Genomic DNA, 19,916 nt, shown 5'->3' with positions numbered 1-19,916 from the left:
AGGCCGGTGACCCGGGGCTGAAGCCTCAGGCCGCCGCGCCGAAGTACGCGCGGCACCACGCGACCACCTGCGGCAGCCCGACCTCGATCGGCGTGGCCGGATCGAAGCCGAAGGCGGCATGCGCGCGAGCAGTATCGGCCATCGTCTCGACCATGTCGCCTGGCTGCATCGGCTTGTACACCTTCTCGGCAGGCCGGCCGGCGGCGGCCTCGATCACGCCGATGAAGCGCTCCAGCTCCACCGGGGTGTGGTTGCCCAGGTTGAACACCCGGTGCGGCACCGGGTCGGTGGACGGGTGGTCGAGCGCGCCGAGCACGCCGGCGACGATGTCGGCGACGAAGGTGAAGTCGCGGCGCATGCGCCCGTGGTTGAACACCTCGATCGGGCGCCCGGCCAGCACCGCGCGGCTGAACAGCAGCGGCGCCATGTCCGGCCGCCCCCACGGGCCGTACACGGTGAAGAAGCGCAGCCCGGTCGCGCGCAGGCCGTACAGCTGCGCGTAGGTGTAGGCCATCAGTTCGTTGGCCGCCTTGGTCGCCGCGTACAGCGAGCGCGGCTGGTCGATGCGCTGGTCCTCGGAGAACGGCGGCGTCGCCGAATCGCCGTACACCGAACTGCTCGACGCGTAGGCCAGGTGCTGCACGCCGCGGTGGCGGCACAGTTCCAGCACGTTGACGAAGCCGACCAGGTTGCTGTCGACGTAGGCATACGGGTTCTGCAGCGAATAGCGCACGCCGGCCTGCGCCGCCAGGTGCACCACGCGCTCGGGCCGGATCTCGTCGAACAGCGCGGTCAGGCCGTCGCGGTCGGCGAGGTCGAGCCGGCGGAGATCGACCTGCGGGCACAGCGCCGCGACGCGGTCGCGCTTGAGCTGGGGATCGTAGTAGTCGTTGTAGTTGTCCAGCCCCACCACGGTCTCGCCGCGCGCGGCCAGCGCGCGGCAGGTGTAGGCGCCGACGAAGCCGGCCGCGCCGGTCACGAGAATGGTCATGGCAAGAGTCCTGGGAAATCCGGGGAACGCGGCGCGGCGTTCAGAACAGGCCGAAGCGCTTCCTGGCCACGTTGGGACGCCCCGGATCGATCACGTCCTGAACGCCCTTGGCGTCGAACCGATCCAGCAGGGCCTCGGTGCCCTTCTTCAGCTTGAGCGCCATCTCTTCCGGATACAGCGGCACCAGGGTCATGAAGGCGATGGTCTTGTCGGCGTCGACGACCAGCTCCTCGAAGGCTTCCGGGGTGCTCACCGGGGCCAGCACGATCACCCCGTCGAAGCCCACGCCCGGCGCATACGGCTCGGCCGGGTCGCCATTGGGCACGGTGTGGCCGTAGCCCAGCCAGGTGTCGTATTTGTGCGGCAACCGCGCCAGGCTCTTGAGCAGGCGCACCGGCCAGTAGTTGCGCTCGTCCTCGAAGTCCGCCTGGGTGAGCGGCCAGTCCGGCGGCAGGGTCAGCATCAGTTCCATGAAGCGCGGCGCGTCCACGCCGTCGGGCAGGGTCATCGGCAGATCGCTCATGCCCGAGGTCACCAGCCGCAGGTACGGGGTGTCCTCGGTGGCCGGCACCACGTGCACGTCCAGATGCACGGTGTCGGAAATGATTTCGTGCAGGACATTGGAGATCGGCCCCAGGTGCCGTTCGATGTGCGCGCTGATCTGCTCGATGCTGTCCTCGCCGCGCGCCGGCGCGAAGGGCTTCTCCTGCGTGTGGCGCAGGATCGGGCTGCCGCCCGGGCTGATGTCGTCGTGGTCGTCGTGTTCGCCGTTCATGCACTGGCTCCTTGTTGAGTGAACGCCGTCGCGCCGCGAGGCAACGGTGCCGATTATCGCGACCGGCGTGCTTCGCCGCGCCTTGCCCACGGTGGCCGCCTGCGCGTGCCACCGGCACGGCCTCAGCCCTGGCGCGGGCGCAGCTTCTCGAGCACGCCGTCGAGCGTGTCCAGGTCGGTGTAGTGGATCACCAGCTTGCCCTTGCCGCCGCGGCCATGGGCGATGGACACCTTGGTGCCGAGCGACTCGGACAGCTCGGTCTCCAGCGAGGCGATATCGGCCTGCGGGGCGACGCGGCCGGGCTTGGCCTTGCGGTTGCTGGGCACCTTGCCGGCCGCGAACTGCTGCGCGCGGTGCTCGACCTCGCGCACCGACCAGCCCTGGTCGGCGGCATCGGAGGCCAGGCGGCTGGCCAGGTCCGGCGACAGCGTCAGCAGCGCGCGCGCATGGCCCATTTCCAGGCGCCCGGCCTCGAGCAGCGCGCGGATCGCCGGCGGCAGCTCCAGCAGGCGCAGCAGGTTGGACACCGAGGCGCGCGAGCGGCCCACCGCTTCGGCGGCCTCGGCGTGGGTCAGCGCGAATTCGTCGATCAGCCGCTGCAGCGCCTGCGCTTCCTCCAGCGGGTTGAGATCCTCGCGCTGGATGTTCTCGATCAGTGCCATGGCGATGACGGTGCGGTCGTCGAGCTCGCGCACCACCACCGGCACTTCGCTCAGCCCGGCCAGCTGCGAGGCGCGCCAGCGGCGTTCGCCGGCGACGATCTCGAACCTACCCGGCGCCAGCTCGCGGGCGACGATCGGCTGGATCACGCCCTGCGCCTTGATCGACTCGGCCAGCTCCTGCAGCTTGCCCTCGTCCATTTCCTGGCGCGGCTGGTACTTGCCCGGCTGCAGCTGCCCGACCGGCAACTGGCGCAGGCTCTCGCCGGGCTGCGCTGCGTCGTTGGGCGCCGGCGCGGCCGCGCCGCCCTTCGGTCCCAGCAGCGCTTCCAGGCCGCGGCCCAGGCCGCGCTTCTTCGCGCCGAGGGCGGGGGGCTTGGCGGTCATCGGACGGTCTCCATGGCCGGTGCGGCCCTCTTGCGTTCGTTGTTTCGGCGCACGATCTCGCCGGCCAGGCCCAGGTAGGCGACGCCGCCGCGCGAGGTGCGGTCGTAGCCGACGATGCTCTGGCCATGGCTGGGCGCCTCGGCCAGGCGCACGTTGCGCGGCACGATGGTGCGGAACACCTTGTCGCCGAAATGGTTGGTCAGCTCCGCCGACACCGCGTTGGCCAGGTTGTTGCGCACGTCGAACATGGTGCGCAGCACGCCTTCGATCTCCAGCGTCGGATTGAGGTTGGCGCGCAGCGCCTCGATGGTCTCCAGCAACGCGGTCAGCCCTTCCAGCGCGTAGTACTCGCACTGCATCGGCACGATGATCGAGTCGGCCGCGGTCAGCGCGTTCAGGGTCAGCAGCGACAGCGCCGGCGGGCAGTCGATCAGGATGAAGTCGTACTCGGCGCGCAGCGGCGCCAGCGCGGTCTTCAGCCGCTGCTCGCGCGCCGGCTGGTCCATCAGCTGGATCTCGGCGGCGGTCAGGTCGATGTTGCCGGGCAGCAGGTCGAAGCCTTCCGGCGCGGTCACCCGGATCTGCGCGGCGCTGCTTTCGCCCAGCAGCACGTCGCAGGTGGAGGCGGCCAGCTCGCGCTTGTCGATGCCGCTGCCCATCGTCGCGTTGCCCTGCGAATCCAGGTCCACCAGCAGCACGCGCTGCGGCTGGCGCGCGAGCGCCGCCGCCAGGTTGACCGCCGTGGTGGTCTTGCCGACGCCGCCTTTCTGGTTGGCGATGGCGATGATGCGGGCCATGCGGGAGCCTCGTCGGCGATGGGTGGGACCGGGCATTATGCGGGCACACCCCCCCGGGGCGGAAATCGGCGTCGGCGCGCCGGCCCCGCCCGGCGGCTCAGCCGCGCCCGACCACCACCAGATGGCGGTCCGCGCCCAGCCCCGGCACCTGCAGCGGGTGCACCGCCTGCGCCACCCAGCCCGGCGGCAGCGCGGCGATCTCCTCGTCCGGGCGCACCCCCTTCATCGCCAGCAGCCGCCCGCCCGGGCGCAGCAGGTGGCCGCCGACGGCGACGATGCCGGCCAGCGTGTCCAGCGCGCGCGCGGTCAGGACATCGTAGGCACCGGGTTCGTCCACGGCCTCGGCGCGCGATTCGGCCACGCGCGCGTTGTCCAGGCGCAGCTGGCGCACCGCCTCGCGCAGGAACCGCGCCTTCTTGCCGTTGCTCTCGACCAGGGTCACCTGCAGCTGCGGCCGGGCAATCGCCAGCGGGATCCCGGGCAGCCCTGGGCCGGTGCCCAGGTCGGCCAGCCTGCCGGCTTCCACGAACGGCTGCATCGCCAGCGAATCGAGCAGGTGGCGGGTCACCATCTCGTGCGGGTCGCGGACCGCGGTGAGGTTGTAGGTGCGGTTCCAGCGCGCCAGCAGCGCCAGGTAGGCCAGCAGCGGCGGCGCCAGCGCGGTGGCGTCCAGGCCTTGCGCGCGCAGGCCCTGGTCGAGCGCGGCGCGGACGGAGTCGGGAAGGGAAGCGTCGTTCATCACCCGATTATCGCAGGTGCCGCCACCGTCACCGCCATGTAGCCGACATCATTGCGGCCTATGCTGCGCAGCGGTTCATTGCAGGCGTGGTGCAGCGGCATGTCGGATCTCCAGAAAACCCCAGCGGCCAGCACCGGCGCGCCACCCGATCATGGCCGGCGCCGGGTCCTGGCCGGGCTCGGCCTGCTGGCCGCCACGCCGCTGCTGAGCCCGTTCGCGCGGGCGCGCGGGTTCGACGATCCGTTCACCCTGGGCGTGGCCGCCGGCGATCCGCTGGCCGACGGCATGGTGTTGTGGACCCGGCTCGCGCCGCAGCCGCTGGCGGCCGACGGCCTGGGCGGCCTGCGCGAGCCGGTGCCGGTGCGCTGGAGCGTGGCCACCGACCCGGGCATGGCGCAGGTGGTGCAGCGCGGCGTGGCGACGGCGCATCCGCGCTGGGGCCACGCGGTGCACGTGGAGGTGAGCGGACTGCAGCCGGGCCGGCCGTACTGGTACCGGTTCGAAGCGCTGGGCGCGCAGAGTCCGCTGGGCTGCGCCCGCACCGCCCCGGCAGCGGGCAGCCTGGCCGAGGCGCGCTTCGGCTTCGTCTCCTGCTCGCACTGGGAACAGGGCTATTTCAGCGCCTACCGGCACCTGGCCGCCGAGCAGCCGGACCTGGTGTTCTTCCTGGGCGACTACATCTACGAATACAGCAGCAAGGGCGAGGCCGCCGCGCAGATCGTGCGCGCGCACGGCAGCGGCGAGTGCCTGGACCTGGCCGGCTACCGCAACCGCTATGCGCTGTACCGCACCGACCCGGACCTGCAGGCGCTGCACGCCGCGGCCGCCTGCGTGGCGACCTGGGACGACCACGAGGTGCAGAACGACTACGCCAACCGCTGGTCGCAGGATCCGAAGATCCCCACCGCACAGTTCCTGCGCCGCCGCGCGGCCGCCTACCAGGCGATGTACGAGCACTTCCCGCTGCGCGCGCGCAACCGCCCGCACGGCGCCGACATGCGCCTGTACCGCGCGTTGCAGTACGGCGCGCTGGCCCGCTTCTTCGTGCTCGATGGCCGCCAGTACCGCAACGAGCAGCCGTGCATCCTGCCCAACGGCTGGCGCGGCGGGCATATCGCCGCGCCCGGCTGCACCGACATCGACGACCCCGCGCGCAGCATGCTCGGCGCGGCGCAGGAACGCTGGCTGCACGCCGGCTTCGCCCGCTCGGATGCGCGCTGGAACGTGATCGCGCAGGACCTGCTGGTCGCGCCGATGCTGCAGCGCGACCCCAGGGACGGCCACCTCGGCCACTGGACCGACGGCTGGGACGGCTATCCGGCCACGCGCGAGCGCATGCTGCGCGCGATCGCCGACAGCAAGCTGCGCAACCCGGTGTTCTGGGGCGGCGACATCCATTCGTACTGGGTCACCGACCTGAAGGCCGATGCCGCCGATCCGCAGTCGCGGACCCTGGCCACCGAATTCGTCGGCACCTCGGTGACCTCCAACGGCCCGCCTTACGAGGCGATCGCGCAGATGCTGCCGCGCAACCCGCACGTGCGCTACTTCGAGAGCCGCCAGCGCGGCTACGTGTCGGTATCGCTGAGCCAGGCGCGGATGGAAACCCGGCTGCAGGCCATTTCCGAACGCCGCGAGCGCCTGGCCACGGTGTCCACGCTGAAGCGCTTCGTGGTCGAGGACGGCCGCGCGGGTGCGGTGGAGGCGTGAGCGGCGGCAGCGGCAATCGGCGCGACCCACAGAACGCGCTCTGGCCAAGGGCCTGCCAGCGCTACGCCGGCTCCAGCGGATACCACGCCAGCGCGGCGCGATAGCCCGGCGCCGGTATCCATTCGTGCACCTGCCAGCGCGCGGCCACGCCCAGCGCCGGGTCGCACCAGGCCAGCTGCAGCACGCCGGAGGCGTCTTCGGCGAAGCGCAGCCGGTGCAACCCGAACGACAAGCCGTGGCCGTGCGCCTTGAGCAGCGCCTCCTTGGCGCACCACAGACGAAAGAACAGTGCTTCGCGCGCCGGCTCGGCCAGCGCATGCAACGCCGCAACCTCCTCGGGATGGAAGAACCGCTGCGCCAGCTCCAGCAACCGCGGCCGCGCGCGCTGGTGTTCGATGTCCACGCCCAGCCGCACATGCGCGCCGATCGCCACCAGCAGATAGTCGCCGCTGTGGCTCCAGCCGGCACCCACGTGCGCCAACGGCGCATGCAGCCACGGCCGGCCGCGTTCGTCGCGGCGCAGCGGCAGTTGCGCCTCCGGCGTGGCCAGTTCGACGGACAGCAGCCGCCGCGCCTGCGCCTCGCCGGGCGTGCGCGGCGGATGCGTGCGCAACCACAGCGCCACCGGGCCGAACCGCCAATCGGGGGGATCCGGGCGCAACGGCGCTTCGGCAGGTCCGCTCACGCAGCGTCCACAACGCACAATGGCCGCTGCGCCAGCCATGCCTGGGTACACGGGCGCTTCACGGCAGCGCTCCTTAAATGGCGCACGCCACACCGCTCCCGGTGCGGGCAGAACCGAGGAGTCTTACCCATGGGCATCATCATCTGGTTGATCGTCGGCGGCATCGTGGGCTGGCTGGCCAGCATCATCATGCGCCGTGACGCACAGCAGGGCATCATCCTGAATATCGTCGTCGGCATCGTCGGCGCGTTGATCGCCGGCTGGCTGTTCGGCGGCGGCATCAACCAGGCGATCACGCTGTGGACGTTCCTGTACTCGTTGATCGGCGCGGTAATCCTGCTGGCCATCGTCAACCTGTTCACCCGCGGCCGCGCGCGCTAGGCGCAAACGCCTCCGCAGGTCTGTGCAAACGCCCGGTCCGCCGGGCGTTTGCTTTTGCGGCGCCGCTCACCGGGCGGCGCGGTCGGCGGGATGCTGCACGCCGTCGCTGACCGGCACCGCGATGGCCAGCGCATACGGATCCACGCCGTCCAGGCAGCCGACGTTGTAGCCGTATTCGCTGGGATCGGAGCGGCGCTGGTGATGCGTGTAGATCCCGCACACGCCGCAAAAATAATGTTGCGCGGTATGGGTGTTGAAGCGGTACAGGCGCAACGCGTCGGCCCCCTCGCGCACGTGCAGTGCGGCCAGCGGCACCGAGGCGACGATCGCGCCGCGGCGGCGGCACAGCGAACAGTTGCAGCGGCGCGGCTCGACGATGCCGTGCGGCAGTTCCAGGTCGATCTGCACCGCGCCGCAGTGGCAGCTGAGCCGGTGCAGCGGCGCGATCGCGGTGTCGCCGACCTTGTCGATCCAGCGGCGCGGATGACGTTCGTTCACGCGCCGCCCTCCTCCAGTTCGATCCAGGCCGGCGCGTGGTCGCTGGGGCGGTCCCAGGTCCGCGGTTCGCGGTCGATGCCGGCCGCGCGCGTCTGTGCCTTCAGCGCGTCGGAGACCAGGGTCAGGTCGATGCGCAGGCCGAGGTCGCGGCGGAAGCCGGCCTGGCGGTAGTCCCACCAGCTGAAGATGCCGCCGTCGTCGTGGTGCAGGCGGAAGCCGTCGTGCAGGCCCAGCGCCTGCAGCCTGTGCAGCGCGCCGCGCTCGGCGGTGGAGGTGAGGATGTGGTTGTCGCTCCACACCAGCGGATCGTGCACGTCGCGCGCGTCCGGGGCGATGTTGAAATCGCCCAGCACCAGCATGCGCGGGTGGCGCTGCAGTTCGGCGGCGAGCCAGTCGTGCACCGCCTCGAGCCAGCGCAGCTTGTAGGCGTACTTGTCGGTGCCCACGTCCTGGCCGTTGACCACGTACAGGTTGACGATGCGCAGGTCGCCGATGGTGGCGGCGATGACCCGCTGCTGCGCATCGTCCAGCCCGGGCACACCGATCTGCACGTCGCTGAGCGGCATGCGCGACAGGATCGCCACGCCGTTGTAGGTCTTCTGCCCGGCGAACACGCTGCGGTAGCCGGCCGCGGCCAGCGCCGCATCCGGGAACTTGTGGTCCTCCAGCTTGGTTTCCTGGATGCCGACCACGTCCGGCGCGAACGCCGCCAGCCACTGTTGCAGGTGCGGCAGGCGCACGTTGAGCGAATTGACGTTCCAGGAGGCGATCTTCAAGGCGAATTCCGTGACGGGGCGGCCGGCCGGTATTCTGACCGCTGCCCGCGGTGACGGCCAACCCGGTCCGGCCGCGACATGGTCCGCTCAGCGCCGCGCACAGCATTGCGCGTACAGGTCCGGGGCCAGTGCCAGCACCTGCTGCTGCTGCGTGGGATCCAGCCCGTCGAGCAGTTCCTCGCGGCCGGCCAGCCGCTCCGGCGGCGGAAACGGCTGCCCCGGCGCCTGCCGCGCGGCCAGCCGCCAGGCCGCCGCGTAGACCGGGTCGGCGACGGCCGGCAGCGGCGACTGCAGCACTTGCGCCAGCGCCTCGATCGACGGCCGGTCGCCGCGCAACGCCAGCGTTTCCAGACCGGCGACGACAGCCTCGGCCGCGCGCTGGTCTGCCGCCGACAGCGCGATCGGTTCGCCGGGGCGCTGGCCGGCGCTGGTGCGCTCCAGCAGGCTGCGCATGTCGCGCGCCAGCAGCGTGCGCTGCGCATCCGCGTCGCCCTGCGCGGCGGCGCTGCGCAGGATCGTGTCGATCTGCGCGTACTGCGCACGGCCGATGCCGGCACAGGCGTCGCCGCGCTGGCGCTCGGCGGCGCGTTGCGCGGCCGCCGCCGCGCGGTCCATCTCGTCGATCCCGAGCGGCAGCACCGCGCTGGGCAGCGGCGCCTGCGCGCGCTGCAGACACGCCTCGTACTGCATGGCGATGGCGTACATGCGCTGCGCGTCCACGCCCGCGGTCCAGGCCGAAGGCGGCTGCCTGGCGGTTGCCGCGACCACGGCGGGCGGCGTCTGCGGCGGCGCGCGCGTCACCGCGGCGACGGCGTGAGGCGCCGGGGAACCGGCGCGCGTTGCCGGCGCCGGCGGCCGCAACAGCGCAATGGCCAGCACCACGCACGCCGCCGCCACGGTGGCAACGCACAAGCGCGCGCGCGCGGCGCTCGGCGGCGAGCCAGCCCCTGGCATCGTGCGCCGGCCGCGCTCAGTGCGCTGCGGCGGCATACGCCGCGTGGTCGAAGCGCAGCGGATGGGTCTGGCGCAACTGCTGCAGCGCCTGCGCGGCGGCCTGTTCGCGCAGCTGCACTTCGATCTGCCCGCGCACCGCGTCGAAGCGGGCCTGGGTCTTGGCGTCCAGGCGGATCAGGTGGTAGCCGTCGGCGCCGCGTACCGGTGCGGAGACCTGATTCAGCGCCAACTGCTGTACCGGTGCGACGAACGGATCGGCCAGGTAGCGGCCGAACGTGGCCGAAAGCTGCCCGCCGTCCGCGGCGGTGGCGCCGTCGTCCGATTCGCGCAGCGCCAGCGCCGCGAAATCGGCGCCGGCGTCCAGTTGCCGCTTGAGCGCTTGCGCGCGCTGCAGCGCCTGCGCCTCGGACAGGTCGTGGTCGCGGCGCGCGTCGGCCTGCGGATGCAAGGCCACGAAGATGTGGCTGAGGTGGTATTCGTCGTAGTCGCCGGGGTGGGCCTTGAACTGCTGTTGCACCTGCGCCTCGTCGATGCGTGCGTTGCTGGCCAGCGCGGCCATCGCCGCTTCGACCAGGATCGCGTCCTTGGCCTGGCGCAGGCGCGCGGCAACCACCGGATCGCGTTCGAGACGGTGCTGGCGGGCCTGCTCGAGCAGGATCACGCGGTCGGCGAATTCGCGCAGCGCGGCGGGGTCGTCGCTGCCGGCGGCGGCTGCCGCGTCGTTGCCGGCCAGGGCGCGGTATTGGCTGGCGGTGAACTGCAAGGCGCCCACACGCAGCACCACCGGATCGGCACCGGTGCGATCGGCGGCGGACACGGCGGCGATATGGCAGGCCGCCAGCAGGCAGGCGACGGCGGCGCCATGCTTGGCGAAGGACAGGGACATATTCGATTCCTGGAAATGGGGGCGCGGACGGCGCGGGAGGCGCGCCGGCGGCGGAAACGGCCGGCCCGTCAGGGCCGGCCGCGCGAACGCAATGGCTCAGTCGTGCTTGCGCCGCGCGCGCAGGTAGGCGATCGCCGTCTTCGGATCGTCGGTGGTGATCAGGTCGAAGGCCTGCTGGTTGACGATGTAGTTGAGGTCGCCACGGTTGTCGGCGGTGTCGCGGCCGCCGGCATAGGCGAAATACAGGTCCGACAGGCGATAGCAGCAGGCGCCGGTGTTTCTGTAGAACAGCCCGCCGCCGGGACCGTCGGGGATCGCCTGGAACACGCCGACGCGGGCCCCGCTCTCGCGCAAGCCGTCGGCGTCGCGCTGCAGCAGGCCGCCAAGCTGCTTGACATTGACCTCCATCGACTTGCGTTCTCCGCTCCAGGCCCGGATCGAGTCGGCAACGTTGATCTTGGTCAGCATGTTGGTGGTGAACACCGGGATGGCGACGATGCCAACGCCATCGGCACGGAAGGCCGCCCGGGTCGGATACAGCGTCGCATTGACCTTGGCTGCGACGTAGTTGCCTTCGGCGATCAGGAACGCGCCGGCGGCGGCGTTTCGCACTGCGCGTACCGCGGCGGCGTCCTTGATGTCGAACACCATCGGTGTCCTCAGGCGGTGCGCCTTGTAGTAGGCGAACAAGTCGTCCACGCGCGGCACGTGGTAGCCGGTGGTGGTGCGGCGGTCGGGGGTGAGCAGGAGCAGCTTCGCGACCGTGGACCACGGCACCGTGCTCACCGCCGGATTGGTACCGATGTTGTTGGCCGGGTTGTACTTGGTGCCGCCGCGGAACGCGGTCCACACGTTGGTGGTGCGACCCAGGTTGTAGTCGTGCAGGACCACCGGCACGCCGTCGCTGGTCATCTTGACGTCCAGTTCGACGCCATCCATGCATTGGTCGTTGGCAGCCTGCAATGCGCCGCGCGAATTCTCCGGCAGGTCGCCGATGCCCGAATACCTGCCCCACAGGCCGCGATGCGCCAGCACCACGCTCTTGCCGGTGCCGTCCTTGAACAGGATGTGGCTCATCTTGGTGGCGGCGTCCTCGTAACAGGAAGCCAATGCCAGCTGCGGCAACGCCGCCAGGGTGGTGAGGACTGCCAGCACGCGGCAGGCGCGGGCCAGCGGATGAAGAGCGAGCTTGGTTTTCATTGTCTCTATCCCAATTCAAAAAAGGAAAAAAATGGCAACGCACGGGCCGATTGCCGGCAGGTCGACGCTGCGGCGGGCTCGCTGGGTGCCGTTCCGAACGCGGCGATGGGCCGCGCAAAGGCCGAAGCCGACCGTGATCGGCGGTGGCGTCGGGCCTGCAGTTTAATTACTAACTATGAATTAATTATTTCCGCGACACCACCCCGCCGCAGGCGCCTGCCGGGCCTGGCGCGCACCGTGACGGCATTGCGTCGCCGGCGGCGCGCGTGCCCGCCCCAAGGGCGCCTGCGCGATCAGCGCAGCAACAGGGCGATCAGGCGCGCGATCTTCGCGTACGGCGGCTTGAGCCAGTCGCTGGCGGCCCGGCGCGACTGCCACAGGATCGGCAGCGCCTTGCTGAAGGCGTCGAAGCCGGCACGGCCGTGGTAGGCGCCCATGCCGCTGGCGCCGATGCCGCCGAACGGCAGCGCGTTGGCGGCGAAATGCAGCAGGCTGTCGTTGACGGTGACGCCGCCGGCGACGGTGGCGTGCAGGATCGCCTCCACCTGCGCGCGGTCGTGGCTGAAGGGATACAGCGCCAACGGCCGGTCGCGGCCGTTGACCAGCGCGATCGCCTCGTCCAGCGTGCGGTAGCTGCGCACGGGCAGGATCGGGCCGAAGATCTCGTCCTGCATCAGCAGCGCGTCGTCGCCGGGCTGCAGCACCACGGTCGGCACGATCAGGCGTTCGCGCTCGGCGCGCTCGGGCTCGACGCTGGCCAGTTCGATCACTTCCAGGCCGCGCGCGCGCGCGTCGTCCAGGTAACCGCGCAGGCGCCGGTACTGGCGCTCGTTGACGATGCGGGTGTAGTCGTCGGCCCGCGCGAAGTCGCCGTAGCGCGCCAGCACCTGCGCGCGCAGCGCCTGCACCAGCGCCGCGCTGCGGCCGGCATCGATCAGCACGTAGTCCGGCGCGATGCAGGTCTGCCCGGCGTTGAACCACTTGCCGGTGGCCAGGCGCGCGGCGGCCTGCGCGAGCGGGTAGTCGGCGCAGACGATGGCCGGCGACTTGCCGCCCAGTTCCAGGGTCAGCGGGGTCAGGTTCGGCGCCGCGGCCGCCATCACCTTGCGCCCGACCGCGGTGGAGCCGGTGAACACCAGGTGGTCCAGCGGCAGCGCGGCGAAGGCGCCGGCCACCTCGGCCGCGCCCAGCGCCACCGCCACCCGTTGCGGCGGGAACACGTCGGCCAGCAGCGACTGCAGGAACTGCGCGGTGCGCGGGGTGTGCTCGGACGGCTTCAGGTAGACGTGGTTGCCGGCGGCGATGGCGGTGGCCAGCGGGATCAGCGCCAGGTTGACCGGGTAGTTCCATGGCGCGATCACCCCGACCACGCCGACCGGCACCGGCCGCACTTCGGCGCGCGCCGGCCACAGCCGCCAGCCGGCGCCGACGCGCTGCGGCCGCATCCAGCGCTTGAGGTGGCGCAGCAGGTGATCGATTTCGCCGAGCACGGTCATGCCGTCGGCGAGCAGCGATTCGTGGCGCGAGCGATGGCCGAAATCGGCGGCGATGGCATCGGCCATCTCCGGCAGGCGCCGCTTCAGTGCCGCGCGCAGCCGCTGCAGGTCGTCGCGGCGTTGCGCCTGGTCGGGCTTGGCCGCCTGCCAGGCCGCGCGCAGCCGCTGCAGGGCGACCGGCAGGTCGGCGAGCGGCGTGTCGGTGGCGCGGGAGGTCGGGTCGGAAATGGACATGCGCGCACTATACGATGCGGCACATGGCCTGATGCGGGCACTGCAGGACACGCGGCGACGTGGGCCGGGCATGGTCGCGGCCATCGCGGCAAGCCAGCCGGAGATCGTTTGGCGCAGGCGCCCGAGGGGTTGCCGCGTCGCGACTGAAGGGCACCTCTAATAACCTCGATTCTAAAAATTTCGCACTATGCGCATCAATGACTTGCGAACGTTTTAGTCGAGTTTTTGGGGTTATTAGAGGTGCCCTGAAGTCGCTCCCACAACGGGCCGATCGATGCGCTGTCCCTGCGCAAGGGGCTGCAGCCGAGACGCGGCGGCAGCTGGATCACCGCACGCGGCCGCGATCTCGCCCATCGCGGCCAGCGCTCCACATGACGCGATGGTCGCAACGAATGGCCAAGCCCCCCCGCTGGCACCGCTCCCACCGACTGGCGATCAGCAACGCTGCTCTTTGCGCGAGGGATTTCAGCCCCGACGCGACAGCCTTCAGGTCGCCGCGTGGCTACGCCGTCTCTTCCAGCAGCAAGTCCTGCAACTGCGCCAGCGTCGCCACTTCGTAGTGCGGCACGATGCCGTCCGGCGCGGGCAGGCCATGCGCGTTGAACCAGCAGGTATGCAGGCCGGCGGCCAGGCCGCCGGCGATGTCGGCGTGCGGGTTGTCGCCGACCATCAGCACCTGCGCGCGCGGTGGATCGCCCAGTTGCGCCAGCGCGTGATCGAAGATGCGTGGATGCGGCTTGGCGTGGCCGACCTGCTCGGAGATGGCGACGACCTCGAAGCGGTCGTGCAGGCCGGTGCGCTGCAGCCGCGCCTGCTGCAGGGCGGTGAAGCCATTGGTGATCAGGCCCAGCCGCGCGCGCCCGCGCAGCGCGTCGAGCAGCGCCACCGCGCCGTCCAGCGGTTCGCACAGTTCCGCCATCGCCGCCAGGAACGCAGCGTTCAAGATGTCCGGCGCGGTCTGCAGGCGCTGCGCCCAGCCGGCGAAGCGGCGCTGCTGCAGCTGCAGCGCGGTGATCGCGCCGTTCTGGTACTCCACCCACAACGGACGATTCAACGCGTTGTAGTCGGCGTAATCCTGCTCGGCGAAGGCCACGCCGTAGCCGGCGAACATGCGCTGCAGGCCGGCATAGGCATCGAAGCGGAACAGGGTGTCGTCGGCGTCGAACAGGATCCAGCGGTACTGCATGCGGCGGCCCCGGGTAGAGACAAGCGCGCATGGTAAGCGCTGGCCGGGCTCGTGCGGCTGTGCGCGCCAGGCGACGCGCGCCGCACACGACGACGCCGGCACAAGGCCGGCGTCGCAGTGCCGGGAGCACCCGGCGCAAGGGACCAGCCCTTACTTGGTGATGTCCACGTCCTTGGTCTCGCGCAGGAAGAACAGGCCGACGACGACCGTCATCAAGGCGATGCCGATCGGGTACCACAGGCCGTAGTACATGTTGCCGGTCGCCGCGACCAGGGCGAAGGAGATGGTCGGCAGGAAGCCGCCGAACCAACCGTTGCCGATGTGGTAAGGCAGCGACATCGAGGTGTAGCGGATCCGGGTCGGGAACAGCTCGACCAGGTAAGCGGCGATCGGGCCGTAGACCATGGTCACGTAGATCACCAGGAGCCACAGCAGCAGCAGCGTCATCGGCTTGTTGATGCGCGCCGGGTCGGCCTTCTCCGGATAGCCGGCGGCAGTCAGCGCGCCCTTCAGCTGCTTGCCGAACGCATCGGACTTGGCCTTGGCCTCGTCCTTGCCCAGCCCGGCGGCCTCGTACGCGGGCACCTGGGTGCCGCCGATGCTGACCTGCGCCAGCGAGCCCGCCGCCGCCGGCTTGATCTCGTAAGGCACGCCGGCCTTGGCCAGTGCCGCGGCGGCGACATCGCAGGAGTTGGTGAACTTGGCCTTGCCGATCGGATCGAACTGGAAGCTGCAGGTCGCCGGATCGGCGACCACCGCGGCCGGCGCGCTCTGCCGGGCTTCCTCGACCGCCGGGTTGGCGAAGTGGGTCAGGCCCTTGAAGATCGGGAAATAGGTGATCGCCGCCAACAGGCAGCCGGCCAGGATGATCTTCTTGCGCCCGATCTTGTCCGACAGCCAGCCGAAGATCACGAAGAACGGCGTGGCCAGCGCCAGCGCCGCGGCGATCAGCAGGTTGGCGGTGGTGCCGTCGACCTTCAGCGTCTGGGTCAGGAAGAACAGCGAGTAGAACTGGCCGCCGTACCAGACCACGGCCTGGCCGGCGGTAGCGCCGAGCAGCACCAGCAGCATCAGGCGGAAGTTGCCGTCCTTGAGACTGTCGCGGAACGGCTGCTTGGAGCCCTTGCCCTCGGACTTCATCTGCTGGAACAGCGGCGACTCGCTCAGCTGCAGGCGGATCCACACCGACACGCCGAGCAGCACGATCGAGACCATGAACGGAATGCGCCAGCCCCAGTCTTCGAACACTTCGGTGCCCAGGGTCATGCGCGTGCCCAGGATCACCAGCAGCGACAGGAACAGGCCCAGCGTGGCGGTGGTCTGGATGAAACTGGTGTACAGGCCGCGCTTGCCCGGCGGCGCGTGCTCGGCCACGTAGGTCGCCGCGCCGCCGTACTCGCCGCCCAACGCCAGGCCCTGCACCAGCCGCAACACGATCAGGATGATCGGCGCGGCCATGCCGATGCTGGCGTAGTTGGGCAGGATGCCGACGATGAAGGTGGACAGGCCCATCAGCACGATGGTGACCAGGAAGGTGTACTTGCGGCCGATGCGATCGCCCAGGCTGCCGAAGAACGCGGCGCCGAACGGGCGTACCGCGAAACCGGCGGCGAAGGCCAGCAGCGCGAAGATGAAGCCGGTGGTCTCGTTGACCCCGCTGAAGAACTGCTTGGCGATGATCGCGGCGAGCGAGCCGTACAGATAGAAGTCGTACCACTCGAAGACGGTGCCCAGGCTGGAGGCGAAGATCACCTTCTTGTGACCTTGGGTCAGCGGCTGACCCGACGGGTTGATGGCGGTGCTGGACATAGGAAGCTTCCCCTCCGAAGCGGGTGGTGTGGCGGTGGCGGTCAGGATGGTCGGGTGGCGCGATCCATCGCGGATGCATGGCGAGTCCGCGCCGACGCGGCGCGCCCTCCCGGGCGCCGCGCCGGCGCAGCCTCAGAAGCTGTACTTGGTGGTGAACTGCAGGCGGGTGATGTCGCCCTTGGCGCCGCTTTCGATCTCGCGCTTGCCGACCATCAGCTCGGCGCCGACATCGACCTTGGGCATCGGCGTGTAGAAGATGTTGCCGCGGATGCTCTGCACGTTCCTGGTCACGCCCAGCCCGGTCAGCGCGGTGTCGTTGTCGTAGTCGCTGCGCGCGTAGATCAGGTTGGTGCGCAATTTCGGCGAGAACGCGTGGCGCCAGCCGATGTAGCCGGCGACCACGCCGACCGTGTCCAGGTCGCGGTCGGCCGCGTCGTAGACCGCGTCCTGGGCGATGCCCAGGCCGATGTAGCGGCCGATGCCCTCGCCGCCGCTGAGCTGGTAGAACAGGCTGTCGCTGTCGCTGGCCACCCACTTGCCGCCCAGGGTCAGGCCGCCGGCGGCCTTGCTGGCGTCGGCGCCGGTGGCGCGGTTGTCCACCTTCAGCTGGCCGAGCAGGCCGCCGATGCCGAAGCTGCCCCAGTCGCCCTTCCAGCCGTAGCGCACGGTCAGGTCCGGCAGCGCGCCGCGGTCGGAGCTGGCGCTGGTGATCACGCCGCTCGCGCTGCGGTTGTACACGGTGGTTTCCGGGTTCTCCAGGGCGATGCTGAAGCCGCCGTTGGTGTAGCGCAGCTGCGCCTGGCGCACGAAGATCACGCCGTCGGTGGGGCCGATGAAGTCGGCCGCTTCCGGCAGCGCCGCCGGGTCCATGAAGTTGGACCAGGTCTGGCCGGCCAGCCAGTGGTTCCAGTACATGTAGGCGTGGCGCAGGGTGGCGCCGTAGGTGTTGGTGGCGGTCTGGTTGCCCAGCGCGTTGCCGAAGAAGTCCAGTTCCACCAAGGCGCCGGCCTTGTTGCCGGCGTCGGTGACGCTGTCCACGCCGAAGTTGATGCGCGAGAACTTGGCGTGCGCGTTGTAGTCGGTGCCGGACTTGCCGCCGCCGACCGGGGTCTGCCCGGGCAGGTACAGCGCGCGGCCGGTGGCGTCGTCGGCGAGCTGGCCGTCGCCGGTGCGGGTGGCCAGGAAATCGGCCTTGATGAAGCCGCCGACCTTGAACGTGGTGCCGGGCGCGGCGCCGGGGGTGATCGTGGTCACCTGGATCGGCGCCTTGCCGGCCGGCAGCGCCGGTGGCGCGGCCTGGCTCGACTTCACGGCGGCCACCTCGGTCTGGGTCTGCGCGATCTGGCCCTGCTGCTGTTGCTGCGAGGACAGCAGCAGCTGCACCTGCCGCTCCAGCTCGGCCACGCGGGCTTCCAGCGCCTGTTCGCGCGCCGACGGGGTCTTGCCGCTCTGGGCGAAGGCCGCGCCCGGGGCGATCAGCGCGACGAACAGCGCGGCGGCCAACGGGCGCCTCGCCAAGGATGCGATGTGGTTGCTCATTACTCCCTCCCGAATAATGGATGTCCGCCGCGCGCAGGCACGGCTGGGTGCACAGTGCGCGCCGCGGCCGGTCGCGCCTATTGGCCATTAGTCGAACGGGGACGCGTTTACGACCATCGTCTAAGCCCGGCGCGTGCGCGCTTAACGGTGGATGCGGCAAACTGCGCCATGACGCGCCGCCGCATGCGGCGCCCCGTTCATTGCAGAGGGCACCATGGCCGATATCTACCCCGTCGATCCGCAGTTCGCCGCCCGGGCGCGGGTCGACAAGACCCAGTACCAGACTCTGTACCGGCAATCGGTGGAACAGCCGGAGGCGTTCTGGGGCCAGGCCGCCGAGCGCCTGGACTGGTTCAAGAAGCCGACCCGGATCAAGGACGTGAACTTCGCCCTGGACGATTTCCATATCCGCTGGTTCGACGACGGCGAGCTCAACGCCAGCGTCAACTGCCTGGACCGGCAGCTGGCCACGCGCGGCGACAAGACCGCGCTGCTGTTCGAGCCGGACAGCGCGGACGCGCCGTCCTACACCGTCAGCTACCGTGAGCTGTACGAACGCGTGTGCCGCCTGGGCAATGCGCTGCGCGCGCTCGGGGTCAAGAAGGGCGACCGCGTCACCATCTACCTGCCGATGATTCCCGATGCGGCGGTGGCGATGCTGGCCTGCGCGCGCATCGGCGCGATCCACTCGGTGGTGTTCGGCGGTTTCGCGCCCAACTCGATCGCCGACCGGGTGATCGACTGCGGCAGCAAGCTGATCATCACCGCCGACGAAGGCCTGCGCGGCGGCAAGAAGATCCCGCTCAAGGGCAACGTCGACGCGGCGCTGAAGCTGCCCGGCACCACCAGCGTGGAAACCGTGCTGGTGGTGCGCCACACCGGCGGCGCGGTGGACATGCAGGCCCCGCGCGACCGCTGGTTCCACGACGTGGTCGACAGCCAGCCGGCCGAGTGCGAACCCGAGCGCATGAACGCCGAGGATCCTCTGTTCATCCTCTACACCTCCGGCTCCACCGGCAAGCCCAAGGGCGTGCTGCACACCACCGCCGGCTACCTGCTGTACGCGGCCTACACCCACGAGACCGTGTTCGACCTGCGCGAGGACGACATCTACTGGTGCACCGCCGACGTCGGCTGGGTCACCGGCCACAGCTACATCGTCTACGGGCCGCTGGCCAACGGCGCCACCGCGCTGATGTTCGAAGGCGTGCCCAACTACCCGAACGTGTCGCGCTTCTGGGAGGTCATCGACAAGCACAAGGTCACGATCTTCTACACCGCGCCGACCGCGATCCGCGCGCTGATGCGCGAGGGCGAGGCGCCGGTCAAGCGCACCTCGCGCGCGTCGCTGCGCCTGCTCGGCAGCGTCGGCGAGCCGATCAATCCCGAAGCCTGGCGCTGGTACTACGATGTGGTCGGCGACGGCCGCTGCCCGATCGTGGACACCTGGTGGCAGACCGAGACCGGCGGCATCCTGATCACCCCGCTGGCCGGCGCGATCGACCTCAAGCCCGGCTCGGCGACGCTGCCGTTCTTCGGCGTGCAGCCGGCCCTGGTCAATGCCGACGGCGAACTCCTGGAAGGCGCCACCGAAGGCAACCTGGTGCTGCGCGACTCGTGGCCGGGGCAGATGCGCACCGTCTACGGCGACCACCAGCGCTTCATCGACACCTATTTCCGCACCTACCCGGGCAGCTACTTCACCGGCGACGGTTGCCGCCGCGACGAAGACGGCTACTACTGGATCACCGGCCGCGTGGACGACGTCATCAACGTCTCCGGCCACCGCATCGGCACCGCCGAGGTGGAGAGCGCGCTGGTCTCGCATCCGAAGGTGGCCGAAGCCGCGGTGGTCGGCTTCCCGCACGACATCAAGGGCCAGGGCATCTACGCCTACGTGACCCTGGTGGCCGACGAGCAGCCGAGCGACGCCCTGCACAAGGAACTGGTGGCCTGGGTCCGCAAGGAGATCGGCCCGATCGCCGCGCCCGACCATCTGCAATGGGCGCCGGGCCTGCCCAAGACCCGCTCGGGCAAGATCATGCGCCGCATCCTGCGCAAGATCGCCGAGAACGCGCCCGACCAGCTCGGCGATACCTCGACCCTGGCCGATCCGTCGGTGGTCGATTCGCTGGTCAACGAACGACTGGCGCGCTGACGCGCTGGTCGTTCGTTCGGGAATGGGGAATCGAGAATGGGGAATGGGAAAAGCCA

General features: G+C 70.4%; 18 protein-coding genes. 3 read left to right on the top strand and 15 right to left on the bottom strand.

Going from position 1 to position 19,916, the window contains the following annotated elements:
• Positions 1 to 25: 25 nt before the first annotated feature.
• The 5 genes from NRY95_01240 to rsmG form a co-directional block, all read right to left on the bottom strand.
• On the bottom strand, positions 26 to 991 hold the full coding sequence (locus NRY95_01240; protein UYC16639.1) for an NAD-dependent epimerase/dehydratase family protein: 966 nt from the start codon (positions 989 to 991) through the stop codon (positions 26 to 28).
• 40 nt (positions 992 to 1,031) lie between these two features.
• Positions 1,032 to 1,766, bottom strand: a complete 735-nt coding sequence (locus tag NRY95_01235) for a suppressor of fused domain protein (GenBank protein ID UYC16638.1) — start codon at positions 1,764 to 1,766, stop codon at positions 1,032 to 1,034.
• A 122-nt stretch (positions 1,767 to 1,888) separates the two neighbouring features.
• Entirely contained in the window at positions 1,889 to 2,812 is a 924-nt protein-coding gene (locus NRY95_01230; protein UYC16637.1) for a ParB/RepB/Spo0J family partition protein, read from the bottom strand.
• Positions 2,809 to 3,609 (bottom strand): AAA family ATPase, encoded by an 801-nt coding sequence (locus NRY95_01225; protein UYC16636.1) that lies wholly within the window; start codon positions 3,607 to 3,609, stop codon positions 2,809 to 2,811. The genes NRY95_01230 and NRY95_01225 overlap by 4 nt, the downstream gene beginning before the upstream one ends.
• 97 nt (positions 3,610 to 3,706) lie before the next feature.
• A complete protein-coding gene (gene rsmG, locus NRY95_01220; protein UYC16635.1) occupies positions 3,707 to 4,348 on the bottom strand; it encodes a 16S rRNA (guanine(527)-N(7))-methyltransferase RsmG in 642 nt (213 codons plus the stop codon).
• Positions 4,349 to 4,447: 99 nt separating this feature from the next.
• Here rsmG and NRY95_01215 point away from each other — a divergent pair, with 99 nt between their 5' ends.
• The gene (locus NRY95_01215) at positions 4,448 to 6,058 is read left to right on the top strand and encodes an alkaline phosphatase D family protein (GenBank protein ID UYC16634.1); all 1,611 of its coding nucleotides are present in this window, start codon (positions 4,448 to 4,450) and stop codon (positions 6,056 to 6,058) included.
• Positions 6,059 to 6,119: 61 nt separating this feature from the next.
• On the opposite strand, the gene NRY95_01210 is transcribed toward NRY95_01215, so the two are convergent.
• Positions 6,120 to 6,743 (bottom strand): 4'-phosphopantetheinyl transferase superfamily protein, encoded by a 624-nt coding sequence (locus NRY95_01210; GenBank protein ID UYC16633.1) that lies wholly within the window; start codon positions 6,741 to 6,743, stop codon positions 6,120 to 6,122.
• A 129-nt stretch (positions 6,744 to 6,872) separates the two neighbouring features.
• Here NRY95_01210 and NRY95_01205 point away from each other — a divergent pair, with 129 nt between their 5' ends.
• On the top strand, positions 6,873 to 7,124 hold the full coding sequence (locus tag NRY95_01205) for a GlsB/YeaQ/YmgE family stress response membrane protein (GenBank protein UYC16632.1): 252 nt from the start codon (positions 6,873 to 6,875) through the stop codon (positions 7,122 to 7,124).
• 66 nt (positions 7,125 to 7,190) lie between these two features.
• Here NRY95_01205 and NRY95_01200 read toward each other — a convergent pair whose 3' ends face one another.
• From NRY95_01200 to NRY95_01160, 9 genes are all read right to left on the bottom strand, one after another.
• Positions 7,191 to 7,622, bottom strand: coding sequence for a GFA family protein (locus NRY95_01200; protein ID UYC16631.1), 432 nt, complete (start codon positions 7,620 to 7,622; stop codon positions 7,191 to 7,193).
• Complete coding sequence (xth, locus tag NRY95_01195; GenBank protein ID UYC16630.1) at positions 7,619 to 8,398, bottom strand: exodeoxyribonuclease III; 780 nt, start codon at positions 8,396 to 8,398, stop codon at positions 7,619 to 7,621. Before xth ends, NRY95_01200 begins: the two co-directional genes overlap by 4 nt.
• Positions 8,399 to 8,485: 87 nt before the next feature.
• Positions 8,486 to 9,310: a hypothetical protein gene (locus NRY95_01190; protein ID UYC16629.1), complete on the bottom strand. Its 825-nt coding sequence runs from the start codon at positions 9,308 to 9,310 to the stop codon at positions 8,486 to 8,488.
• Between the two features lie 58 nt (positions 9,311 to 9,368).
• Entirely contained in the window at positions 9,369 to 10,238 is an 870-nt protein-coding gene (locus tag NRY95_01185) for a peptidyl-prolyl cis-trans isomerase (GenBank protein ID UYC16628.1), read from the bottom strand.
• A 96-nt stretch (positions 10,239 to 10,334) separates the two neighbouring features.
• Positions 10,335 to 11,348: a glycerophosphodiester phosphodiesterase family protein gene (locus NRY95_01180; GenBank protein UYC18459.1), complete on the bottom strand. Its 1,014-nt coding sequence runs from the start codon at positions 11,346 to 11,348 to the stop codon at positions 10,335 to 10,337.
• Positions 11,349 to 11,731: 383 nt separating this feature from the next.
• Positions 11,732 to 13,168, bottom strand: coding sequence for a coniferyl aldehyde dehydrogenase (locus NRY95_01175; GenBank protein UYC16627.1), 1,437 nt, complete (start codon positions 13,166 to 13,168; stop codon positions 11,732 to 11,734).
• A 502-nt stretch (positions 13,169 to 13,670) separates the two neighbouring features.
• The gene (gene yjjG, locus NRY95_01170) at positions 13,671 to 14,354 is read right to left on the bottom strand and encodes a pyrimidine 5'-nucleotidase (GenBank protein UYC16626.1); all 684 of its coding nucleotides are present in this window, start codon (positions 14,352 to 14,354) and stop codon (positions 13,671 to 13,673) included.
• Between the two features lie 150 nt (positions 14,355 to 14,504).
• Entirely contained in the window at positions 14,505 to 16,163 is a 1,659-nt protein-coding gene (locus NRY95_01165; GenBank protein UYC16625.1) for an MHS family MFS transporter, read from the bottom strand.
• A gap of 132 nt (positions 16,164 to 16,295) precedes the next feature.
• The gene (locus NRY95_01160) at positions 16,296 to 17,702 is read right to left on the bottom strand and encodes a DcaP family trimeric outer membrane transporter (protein UYC16624.1); all 1,407 of its coding nucleotides are present in this window, start codon (positions 17,700 to 17,702) and stop codon (positions 16,296 to 16,298) included.
• A gap of 214 nt (positions 17,703 to 17,916) precedes the next feature.
• Here NRY95_01160 and acs point away from each other — a divergent pair, with 214 nt between their 5' ends.
• Positions 17,917 to 19,860: an acetate--CoA ligase gene (gene acs, locus NRY95_01155; GenBank protein ID UYC16623.1), complete on the top strand. Its 1,944-nt coding sequence runs from the start codon at positions 17,917 to 17,919 to the stop codon at positions 19,858 to 19,860.
• The last annotated feature ends 56 nt before the right edge of the window (positions 19,861 to 19,916 follow it).

It is taken from the genome of Xanthomonas campestris pv. phormiicola, assembly GCA_025666215.1.
In the GTDB taxonomy this organism is placed as follows: Bacteria; Pseudomonadota; Gammaproteobacteria; order Xanthomonadales; family Xanthomonadaceae; genus Xanthomonas_A; species Xanthomonas_A campestris_A.
This window is presented reverse-complemented; position numbering and strand designations above follow the sequence as displayed.

Coding starts and splice junctions, on each gene's coding strand:
- NRY95_01230 (UYC16637.1), bottom strand. CDS start 2,812: ATGACCGCCAAGCCCCCCGCCCTCGGCGCGAAGAAGCGCGGCCTGGGC.
- NRY95_01185 (UYC16628.1), bottom strand. CDS start 10,238: ATGTCCCTGTCCTTCGCCAAGCATGGCGCCGCCGTCGCCTGCCTGCTG.
- NRY95_01205 (UYC16632.1), top strand. CDS start 6,873: ATGGGCATCATCATCTGGTTGATCGTCGGCGGCATCGTGGGCTGGCTG.
- acs (UYC16623.1), top strand. CDS start 17,917: ATGGCCGATATCTACCCCGTCGATCCGCAGTTCGCCGCCCGGGCGCGG.
- NRY95_01215 (UYC16634.1), top strand. CDS start 4,448: ATGTCGGATCTCCAGAAAACCCCAGCGGCCAGCACCGGCGCGCCACCC.
- NRY95_01175 (UYC16627.1), bottom strand. CDS start 13,168: ATGTCCATTTCCGACCCGACCTCCCGCGCCACCGACACGCCGCTCGCC.
- NRY95_01165 (UYC16625.1), bottom strand. CDS start 16,163: ATGTCCAGCACCGCCATCAACCCGTCGGGTCAGCCGCTGACCCAAGGT.
- NRY95_01160 (UYC16624.1), bottom strand. CDS start 17,702: ATGAGCAACCACATCGCATCCTTGGCGAGGCGCCCGTTGGCCGCCGCG.
- yjjG (UYC16626.1), bottom strand. CDS start 14,354: ATGCAGTACCGCTGGATCCTGTTCGACGCCGACGACACCCTGTTCCGC.
- NRY95_01225 (UYC16636.1), bottom strand. CDS start 3,609: ATGGCCCGCATCATCGCCATCGCCAACCAGAAAGGCGGCGTCGGCAAG.
- NRY95_01240 (UYC16639.1), bottom strand. CDS start 991: ATGACCATTCTCGTGACCGGCGCGGCCGGCTTCGTCGGCGCCTACACC.
- rsmG (UYC16635.1), bottom strand. CDS start 4,348: ATGAACGACGCTTCCCTTCCCGACTCCGTCCGCGCCGCGCTCGACCAG.
- NRY95_01235 (UYC16638.1), bottom strand. CDS start 1,766: ATGAACGGCGAACACGACGACCACGACGACATCAGCCCGGGCGGCAGC.